Genomic DNA, 8,308 nt, shown 5'->3' on the forward strand with positions numbered 1-8,308 from the left:
TTGCACGCTACCTTTGTAGGAGCTGCCGCAGGCTGCCATATTTTGAGCCTTTAGAATTTTCCGCTCATAAGCTCATTCTAAAAAGTTATTTATTTTAAGTTTCTTATATCATTTAGTCTCCTTTCACGCCGACTCTCGGTCGTCTGAAAAGGAGCTTCCCGATGAAACTGACTTTCCCCCTTCGCCTCCTGGCGGCCGCGTCGTTGGCTGCGGCGAGTTTCCTGGCTCAGGCGGCAGATGTGACCGTCGCCTACCAGACCACCGTCGACCCCGCCAAAGTCGCCCAAGCCGACGGTGCCTACGAAAAAGCCACCAAAGCCGATATCAGCTGGCGCAAGTTCGATAACGGCGCCGACATCATCGCCGCCATCGCTTCCGGCGACGTGCAGATCGGCTACCTAGGTTCCAGCCCCCTGACGGCGGCAATCACCCGCAAAGTCCCGGTGGAAACCTTCCTCATCGCCACCCAGATCGGCGCCGCCGAAGCCTTGGTCGCGCGCGACGGGTCCGGGATCAAGACCCCGCAAGACCTGATAGGCAAGAAAGTTGCCGTACCATTCGTCTCCACCGGCCACTACAGCCTGCTTGCAGCGCTGAAACACTGGAACATCGACCCGTCGAAAGTCACCGTGCTCAACCTCGCGCCACCAGCCATCATCGCGGCATGGAAACGCGGTGACATCGACGCCACCTACGTGTGGGACCCGGCCCTCGGTGTGGCCAAGGAAAACGGCAAAGTGCTGATCACTTCCGGTGAACTGGCCAAGTTCGGCGCGCCGACCTTCGATGCCTGGATCGTGCGCAAGGACTTCGCCGAGAAGCATCCGGAGATCGTCACCGCATTCGCCAAAGTGACCCTCGATGCCTACGCCGACTACCGCAAGGATCCGCAAGCCTGGCTGGCCAACCAAAGCAACGTCGACAAACTGGTGAAACTCTCCGGTGCCAAGGCCAGCGATATTCCGCTGCTGCTGCAAGGCAACGTATACCCGCTGGCGGCTGATCAGGTGATCACCCTCGGCGCGCCGACCACCAAGGCCATTACCGACACCGCCGTCTTCCTCAAGGAACAAGGCAAAGTCGAGGCCGTACTGCCGGACTACGCACCGTACGTCAGCGCCAAGTACATCACCAACTGATCGGGAGTTAACTACGATGGCTTTGCTACAGCTGGAGCGCATCAGCGCACAGTACCCCGGCAGCCCGGAACCTGTGCTGGCGGATATTTCCCTGAGCCTGGGGCCCCGGCAGTTGCTGGTCGCCCTCGGCCCTTCCGGCAGTGGCAAGACTTCGCTGTTGAACCTGATTGCCGGTTTCGTCGAGCCCAGCGCCGGGCGCATCACCCTTGACGGCGTGCCGGTCAAAGGCCCGAGCGCCGAGCGCGGCGTGGTGTTTCAGGACGACGCCCTGCTGCCTTGGCAGGACGTGCTGGCCAACGTCGGCTTCGGCCTGGAACTGGCCGGCGCTGCGCGAGAAAAACGTGAACAGCGCGCCCGGGAAATGCTCGCGCTGGTAGACCTTTCCAGTTTCGAAAACCGCCGCATCTGGCAACTCTCGGGCGGGCAGAAACAACGTGTCGGCCTGGCCCGCGCCCTCGCCGCCGACCCTCGGGTGTTGCTGATGGACGAACCCTTCGGCGCCCTGGATGCCTTCACCCGCGAACAGATGCAGGAGCTGCTGCTGCAAGTCTGGCAACGCACCGCCAAACCGGTGTTCCTGATTACCCACGATATTGAAGAAGCGGTGTTCCTCGCCACCGACCTGATTCTGCTGGCGCCGAATCCCGGGCAAGTCGTCGAGCGCCTGAGCCTGGATTTCGGTCAGCGTTACGCCGCTGGCGAGTCAGCGCGCTCGATCAAGTCCGACCCACGCTTTATCGAAACCCGCGAACACGTGCTCGCCAAAGTGTTCTCCCAACGCAGTGCCGTCCAGCGGCAGGAGCACGCATGAGCAGCTATGGAATTCCCGCCGCAACGGTGAAACCCGGTTCAAAGGTGAAGGGCTCGGCGGTGATTGCGCTGCGCCGCCGTATCAGCACCCGCTGGATCAGCGTGTTGACCCTGATCGCGCTGTTGGCGATCTGGTGGGCCGTCACCGCCACCGGGTTGATCGAACCGTTGTTCCTGCCGCCCCCCTCCGCCGTGCTGCAAAAAGGCTGGCTGCTGGTGACCAGCGGCTACATGGATTCGACCTTGTGGCAGCACTTGGGCGCGAGCCTCAGCCGCATCGGTTTGGGCCTGGGCTTCGCGGTGCTGACCGCAGTGCCGATCGGCATTGCCATCGGCCACAACCGCATTGCTCGCGGCATTCTCGATCCGCTGATCGAGTTCTACCGCCCGATTCCGCCCCTGGCCTATTTGCCGCTGATCGTGATCTGGTGCGGCATCGGTGAGCTGTCGAAAGTGTTGCTGATCTACCTGGCGATCTTCGCCCCGATAGCCATCGCCACCGCCACCGGCGTGCGCACCGTCGACCCGGCGAAATTGCGCGCTGCACAGTCGTTGGGGGCGACTCGGGCGCAGTTGATTCGCCATGTGATTCTGCCCAGTGCCTTGCCGGACATTTTGACCGGTGTGCGCATTGGCTTGGGGGTGGGTTGGTCGACGCTGGTGGCTGCCGAGTTGATCGCTGCCACCAGCGGTTTGGGCTTCATGGTGCAGTCGGCGGCGCAGTTCCTGGTCACTGATGTGGTGGTGCTGGGGATTCTGGTGATCGCGCTGATCGCCTTCGCCATGGAGATGGGCCTGCGCGCCCTGCAACGCAAACTGGTGCCGTGGCATGGCCTGGCTCACTGAATATTCATGTGTCGACACCCCGGATTGAAGAGAGCCACCATGAGCCACCTGACTATCGTCCCATTAAGCTGCGCCCTCGGCGCGCAAATCAGCGGCGTCGACATCAGCCAGCCGCTGAACGTGGATCAACGCGACGCCATCGAGCAGGCGCTGCTCAAGTATCAGGTGCTGTTCTTCCGTAACCAGCCGATCGAGCCACAGCAACAGGCGCGATTCGCCGCCTATTTCGGCGACCTGCATATTCATCCGATCTACCCGAACGTGCCGGAACAACCGGAAGTGCTGATCCTCGACACCGCCGTCACTGACGTGCGGGACAACGCGATCTGGCACACCGATGTGACGTTCCTGCCGACCCCGGCGATGGGCGCGGTGCTCAGCGCCAAGTTGCTGCCGGAGTTTGGCGGCGACACCCTGTGGGCCAGCGGCATTGCGGCGTATGAAGCGTTGTCCGCGCCGATGAAAACCTTGCTCGAAGGGCTGACCGCCACTCACGACTTCACCCGTTCGTTTCCACTGGAGCGCTATGGCAACACGCCGGAGGCACTGGCCCAATGGGAAGAAGCCCGGCGCAAGAACCCGCCGCTGTCACACCCGGTGATTCGCACGCACCCGGTGAGCGGGCGCCGGTCGTTATTCGTCAATGAGGGTTTCACGTCGAAGATCAACGAACTGTCGGAAACCGAGAGCGAAGCAGTTCTGAAGTTCTTGTTCGCCCACACCACACGGCCAGACTTCACCATTCGCTGGCGCTGGCAAAAAGACGACATCGCGTTTTGGGATAACCGCGTGACCCAGCATTACGCGGTGGATGATTACCGCCCGGCACGGCGGGTGATGCAGCGGGCGACGGTGTTGGGGGATGTGCCGTTTTTCCGCTGAGCCGATCGTTCCCACACTCCGCGTGGGAATGCCTCAACGGACGCTCTGCGTCCGGCTTTGGATGGGACGCTGAGCGTCCCGGGCTGCATTCCCACGCAGAGCGTGGGAACGATCAGTACGGAGTTACTCAGCCATCGAAGGCTTCTCCCACAGATTGATCCCGCCCTCCTGGGCAAATCGATCAATCTCCGCCAGCTCTTCCACGCTAAAACTCAGGTTCTTCAGCGCCCCGACGTTTTCGATGATCTGCTCCGGCCGGCTCGCGCCGATCAGCGCCGAGGTCACCCGTGGATCGCGCAAGGTCCAGGCCAACGCCAGTTGCGCCAGGCTCTGACCACGACGCTTGGCGATCTCATTGAGCGCCCGCACTTGGGCGATGTTGGCTTCGGACAGGTGAGACGACTGCAATGAGTCACCGCCCGGGCGATTGACCCGCGCATCCTTCGGAATGCCGTTGAGGTATTTGTCGGTCAACAGGCCCTGCGCCAACGGTGTGAAGGCGATCACGCCGGTACCGAGTTCGTCGGTGACATCCAGCAGGTCCTTTTCCACCCAGCGATTGAGCAGGTTGTAGGCCGGCTGGTGGATCAGCAGCGGGACTTTCCACTCCTTGAGCAACGCGGCCATTTCCCGGGTTTTCACCCCGGAGTAAGACGAGATGCCAATGTACAACGCCTTGCCCTGTTGCACGGCCGTGGCCAGTGCGCTGGCAGTTTCTTCCAGCGGGGTGTCCGGGTCAAAACGGTGGGAATAGAAGATGTCCACGTAATCGAGGCCCAGGCGTTGCAGGCTCTGGTCGAGACTGGCCAGCACATACTTGCGCGACCCGCCGCCCTGGCCGTAAGGGCCGGGCCACATGTCCCAACCGGCCTTGCTGGAGATGATCAGCTCATCGCGGTACTGCTTGAAGTCTTCACGCAGCAAACGACCGAAGTTGATCTCGGCGCTGCCATAAGGCGGGCCGTAGTTGTTGGCCAGGTCGAAGTGGTTGATCCCTGAGTCAAACGCCGTGCGCAGCAGCGAGCGCTGGGTGTCGATCGGCGTGCTGTCGCCGAAGTTGTGCCACAGGCCCAGGGACAGTGCCGGCAGCACCAGCCCGCTGCGACCTACGCGGCGGTAAGGGATGGAGTCGTAGCGGTTTTCGGCAGCGGTGTAGGTCATCGAATCCTCTCTTGTGGGTCTTGAATGGGGTATCGACTGTTTTGCAAGCTGCCCAGCATACGCCCAGACAAACGCCAGCAAACCCTGGATTCGACTAATTGCTGAAACGTTTCACAGATTATTAAAAACTGAGCTCCCCCCATAGAGTCGATATCCACGCCCAACGCTTACGCCGACAACTCACGTAGCGCGGCAGCCGCCAAAAAGCCAGACCTTGAGCTATATCGCTGATCTCGTCTGACCGTCTGATCGATACGCTCAAGCAACTGCTCGGGAAGCGTGGCATTGAAGCGCACCGACTTGCCGAAATAGGGTGTGATATCGAATTCGACCACACCCCACACACCGCCAGCGTAATCAGGGTTATCAAGATGAGCGTCAATTTCACGCACCTGCGGAAGTGGATCACCATCGGCGACCAGACCTTCGTAGTGCAAAGCCAACGCTTCTTTCACGTTTTCAAATGCCTGCGCCACAGTAGCGCCTGCGGAGAAGCATCCCGGCACGTCCGGGATAATCACTCCGTATTCTGAGTCGGCATCCTTGTGCAGAACGACCGGGAATTTCATTTCGATGAGTCCTTCCTGTGATGTGGCCCTTTCGAGGCTCTCGTTTCCAATGTCGGGCCTCATTTCAGACCCGCCTGTTTCAATATGCTGTTGATGGTTCCTTTTGGAAGATCAGAGTCAGGGTGCTTTATCGTCACCCTGCCTGACTTGCATGAATGCTTGTACTGATGATGACTACCTTTCACAGCCACCAGATACCAGCCATCCTCTTCGATCATCCTGATCATTTCCCGACTTCGCATCACCTTCGTCCTTGTGGGCAGCATCTGCTGAGCACATTACGCGACGATCACACCCTCAATACACACAATACACACTCTGATAAATATTAACCGAACACAAGTAGACCAGATTGCCCGCTGACCATCGGTCACTGGTAAGAAAACCGGATTCCCCCGCCAAACCGTCGATCAACGCACCAAATGCAAAAACTGCATGTGCCGTTCGTACTGGTCGAGGATGTCGTTGATCACCTGATCCTTGGTGTAACCCACCAGATCGTAGTCCTGGCTGCCCTCGCTCAAATGCACTTCGGCGCGGTGGTAGCGACGGTTGTTGAGTTGCTTGGAGCCCATGCCGCCACGGGCGAAGGACGGCGTGAAGTAACCGCGCATTTGCACCTGATAGATGAACGGATGCTGTTCGCCGTGACCGATTTCCAGGCTGACGTTGTCGTTGGCCGGGTCGGGCTGAGTGACCACGTGCAACCCCTTCTCGACAAACACCGCCTTCACTTCCTCGATCGCCGGGCGCACCGTGGTATCGAGGAAGCGATAGACCTCATCCCGAGACGGAAAATGCACCGCCTGACTCAAGCGCTGACGCCATCCACCGCGTCGCGAACCGGCCACCGGCGCCAGGGAATGCAGTTGCGCGATCTGCTTCTGCGACTCCAGATAAAACGCCTTGTGCAGGCCCCACATCATCAGCAGCAAAATCATCGAGAACGGTAACGAGGTCAGCACCACCGCTGACTTCAAGGCATCGATGCTGCCGGAGAACAACAGTGCGCTGGTCACCAGCGCCGTCATCGCGCCCCAGAACACTCGCAGCCATTTCGGCCCGTCCTCATCGGGATTGCCACCCTTGGCGGACAACGTCGACAAGACCACGGTGCCGGAGTCGGCGGAGGTGACGAAGAACACGAAGCTGATGAACACCGTGACCGCAATCACGGTTTTGCTCCACGGGTAGGTTTCCAGCAGCAGGTAAAGCGTCATCGACGGGTTGTCGATAGCCGACATACCAAGCGCGCTCATGCCGTGGTTGAGCACCTGATCGATGGCGCTGTTGCCGAAGATCGACATCCACGCCAGGGTGAAGCCGAGCGGGATCAGCAGCACGCCGAAGACGAATTCGCGGATGGTCCGGCCACGGGAAATCCGCGCAATGAACAGGCCCACGAACGGCGACCATGCAATCCACCAGGCCCAGTAAAACACCGTCCAGCCACCCAGCCAGTCGCTGGGTTTGTCATAGGCGTAGAGGTCGAAACTCTTCATCGGCAAGGCGCCGAGGTAATCACCGAGGTTCTGGATCAGGGTATTGAGCAAGTGCTGGGTGGGGCCGGCGAACAACACGAACAGCAGCAGCGCGCAGGCCAGCAGCATGTTGATGTCAGACATCACCCGCACGCCTTTATCGACGCCGGACACCGCGACGATGATCGCCGCGCCCATCATCAGCGTGATCAGGCCGACCTGAATCCACTGGGTGTGGGCGATGCCGAACAGGTAGTCGAGCCCTGAGTTGAGGTGCAATACGCCAAAGCCCATATCGGCGCCGAGGCCGAACACCGTGGCGATGATGCCGAAGCCGTCCACCGCGTAACCGATGGGGCCATTGATGCGCTTGCCGATCAGCGGGTACAGCGCCGAACGCAGGGCCAGCGGCAGGTTATGTCGATAGGCGAAATAGGCCAGCGCCATGCCAACGAAGGCGAACACACCCCAGCCGTGCAGGCCCCAGTGCAGAAACAGAATCTGCATCGCCTGACGCGCCGCCTCCGCCGTGCCGGCCTCGCCTTGCGGCGGTTGCGCCAGGTGAGTCAGCGGTTCGGACACGCAAAAGAAAAACAGCGTGATGCTGATCCCGGCGGCGAACAGCATGCCCGCCCAGGACAAGTAACTGAATTCGGGCTCGTCGTGGTCGGCACCGAGCTTGATCTTGCCGTAGCCGGACAAGGCGGTGACCACCACGAAGACCAGATACAGCGTCATCGCGAGCATGTAGTACCAGCCGACCGTATTGGCCGCCCAGTTTTGCGCTTCCAGAAGCCAGGCGCCGGCCTGTTCGGGGATCGCCATGACCACGACGGCGAACAACAAAATGAAGGTCGCCGCGAAATAAAACACCGGCGGATTCATGCGGACCTGACCGCTTGCGGGGATGGACGATGCACTCATGAAAGGTGCACCTCGAGGGGGGAAAACGTGGCTGTAAAAATCGGACTCAGCAAAGGCAAGCCTCCTGTTGTGAGCGGGCGGCGAACCACCGGTTTAACTTGAATGAACGTTCAAGTTAAACATGAATAGGGTGCTAAGGACTAATCGCAGGGCTCGGCGGTAGCTTTCCTACGCTGGCTCAAGGAAGGGGTATGACGCGGGGTTTGGAGGATGATCGTTCCCACGCTCTGCGTGGGAATGCAGCCCGTGACGCTCTGCGTCACATCAAGAGCGGACGCGGAGCGTCCAGTGAGGCATTCCCACGCGGAGCGTCACTAGTGTCCGGTAAAACCTTTTCAGAGCTGAAGGCTGCCTTGGGCAGCCTTCAGCTCTGTTCGCTTTTGCCTTCGGTATTCAAGGTGTTCGATGCTTAATGGGCGCTCGAACAAACTGTGGGTCAGCCGAATGGCGAAGTCTGAAATAGCCCCCGAACAACCTGAGCGGCGCTGATAAAGGT

8 protein-coding genes are annotated in these 8,308 nt (G+C 60.1%); 4 read left to right on the plus strand and 4 right to left on the minus strand.

Translation table 11 applies throughout. The annotated features are described in order from the left end of the window. Positions 1-161: 161 nt before the first annotated feature. Genes tauA through tauD form a run of 4 tightly spaced genes read left to right on the plus strand, consistent with a single transcriptional unit; the run spans position 162 to position 3,677 of the window. Complete coding sequence (tauA, locus tag AC1D2Q_RS24830; protein WP_477814875.1) at positions 162-1,139, plus strand: taurine ABC transporter substrate-binding protein; 978 nt, start codon at positions 162-164, stop codon at positions 1,137-1,139. 16 nt (positions 1,140-1,155) lie between these two features. Beyond that, a complete protein-coding gene (gene tauB / locus AC1D2Q_RS24835; protein WP_477814876.1) occupies positions 1,156-1,950 on the plus strand; it encodes a taurine ABC transporter ATP-binding subunit in 795 nt (264 codons plus the stop codon). Next, on the plus strand, positions 1,947-2,795 hold the full coding sequence (gene tauC / locus AC1D2Q_RS24840; RefSeq protein WP_477814877.1) for a taurine ABC transporter permease TauC: 849 nt from the start codon (positions 1,947-1,949) through the stop codon (positions 2,793-2,795). The genes tauB and tauC overlap by 4 nt, the downstream gene beginning before the upstream one ends. Before the next feature lie 39 nt (positions 2,796-2,834). Beyond that, the gene (tauD, locus tag AC1D2Q_RS24845) at positions 2,835-3,677 is read left to right on the plus strand and encodes a taurine dioxygenase (protein WP_477814878.1); all 843 of its coding nucleotides are present in this window, start codon (positions 2,835-2,837) and stop codon (positions 3,675-3,677) included. 123 nt (positions 3,678-3,800) lie between these two features. Here the strand turns inward: tauD and mgrA are convergent, their stop codons facing one another. The 4 genes from mgrA to betT all read right to left on the minus strand — a co-directional run bounded on the left by mgrA (position 3,801) and on the right by betT (position 7,773). Further along, positions 3,801-4,838 (minus strand): L-glyceraldehyde 3-phosphate reductase, encoded by a 1,038-nt coding sequence (gene mgrA / locus AC1D2Q_RS24850; RefSeq protein ID WP_477814879.1) that lies wholly within the window; start codon positions 4,836-4,838, stop codon positions 3,801-3,803. Between the two features lie 167 nt (positions 4,839-5,005). After that, positions 5,006-5,470 carry a type II toxin-antitoxin system HicB family antitoxin gene (locus AC1D2Q_RS24855; RefSeq protein ID WP_477814880.1) on the minus strand — a complete coding sequence of 155 codons (465 nt, stop codon included), beginning with the start codon at positions 5,468-5,470 and terminating at the stop codon, positions 5,006-5,008. Further along, positions 5,467-5,649: a type II toxin-antitoxin system HicA family toxin gene (locus tag AC1D2Q_RS24860; RefSeq protein ID WP_008005171.1), complete on the minus strand. Its 183-nt coding sequence runs from the start codon at positions 5,647-5,649 to the stop codon at positions 5,467-5,469. The genes AC1D2Q_RS24855 and AC1D2Q_RS24860 overlap by 4 nt, the downstream gene beginning before the upstream one ends. A gap of 168 nt (positions 5,650-5,817) precedes the next feature. Next, positions 5,818-7,773: a choline transporter BetT gene (betT, locus tag AC1D2Q_RS24865; protein WP_477814883.1), complete on the minus strand. Its 1,956-nt coding sequence runs from the start codon at positions 7,771-7,773 to the stop codon at positions 5,818-5,820. Positions 7,774-8,308: the final 535 nt, after the last annotated feature.

The sequence above is a fragment of the Pseudomonas sp. P1_A1 genome (genome assembly GCF_056406935.1).

What these genes read in the sequence shown, in the direction of transcription:
- tauA (WP_477814875.1), top strand. Translation starts at nt 162, where the DNA reads ATGAAACTGACTTTCCCCCTTCGCCTCCTGGCGGCCGCGTCGTTGGCT.
- tauB (WP_477814876.1), top strand. Translation starts at nt 1,156, where the DNA reads ATGGCTTTGCTACAGCTGGAGCGCATCAGCGCACAGTACCCCGGCAGC.
- tauC (WP_477814877.1), top strand. Translation starts at nt 1,947, where the DNA reads ATGAGCAGCTATGGAATTCCCGCCGCAACGGTGAAACCCGGTTCAAAG.
- tauD (WP_477814878.1), top strand. Translation starts at nt 2,835, where the DNA reads ATGAGCCACCTGACTATCGTCCCATTAAGCTGCGCCCTCGGCGCGCAA.
- mgrA (WP_477814879.1), bottom strand. Translation starts at nt 4,838, where the DNA reads ATGACCTACACCGCTGCCGAAAACCGCTACGACTCCATCCCTTACCGC.
- AC1D2Q_RS24855 (WP_477814880.1), bottom strand. Translation starts at nt 5,470, where the DNA reads ATGAGGCCCGACATTGGAAACGAGAGCCTCGAAAGGGCCACATCACAG.
- AC1D2Q_RS24860 (WP_008005171.1), bottom strand. Translation starts at nt 5,649, where the DNA reads ATGCGAAGTCGGGAAATGATCAGGATGATCGAAGAGGATGGCTGGTAT.
- betT (WP_477814883.1), bottom strand. Translation starts at nt 7,773, where the DNA reads ATGAATCCGCCGGTGTTTTATTTCGCGGCGACCTTCATTTTGTTGTTC.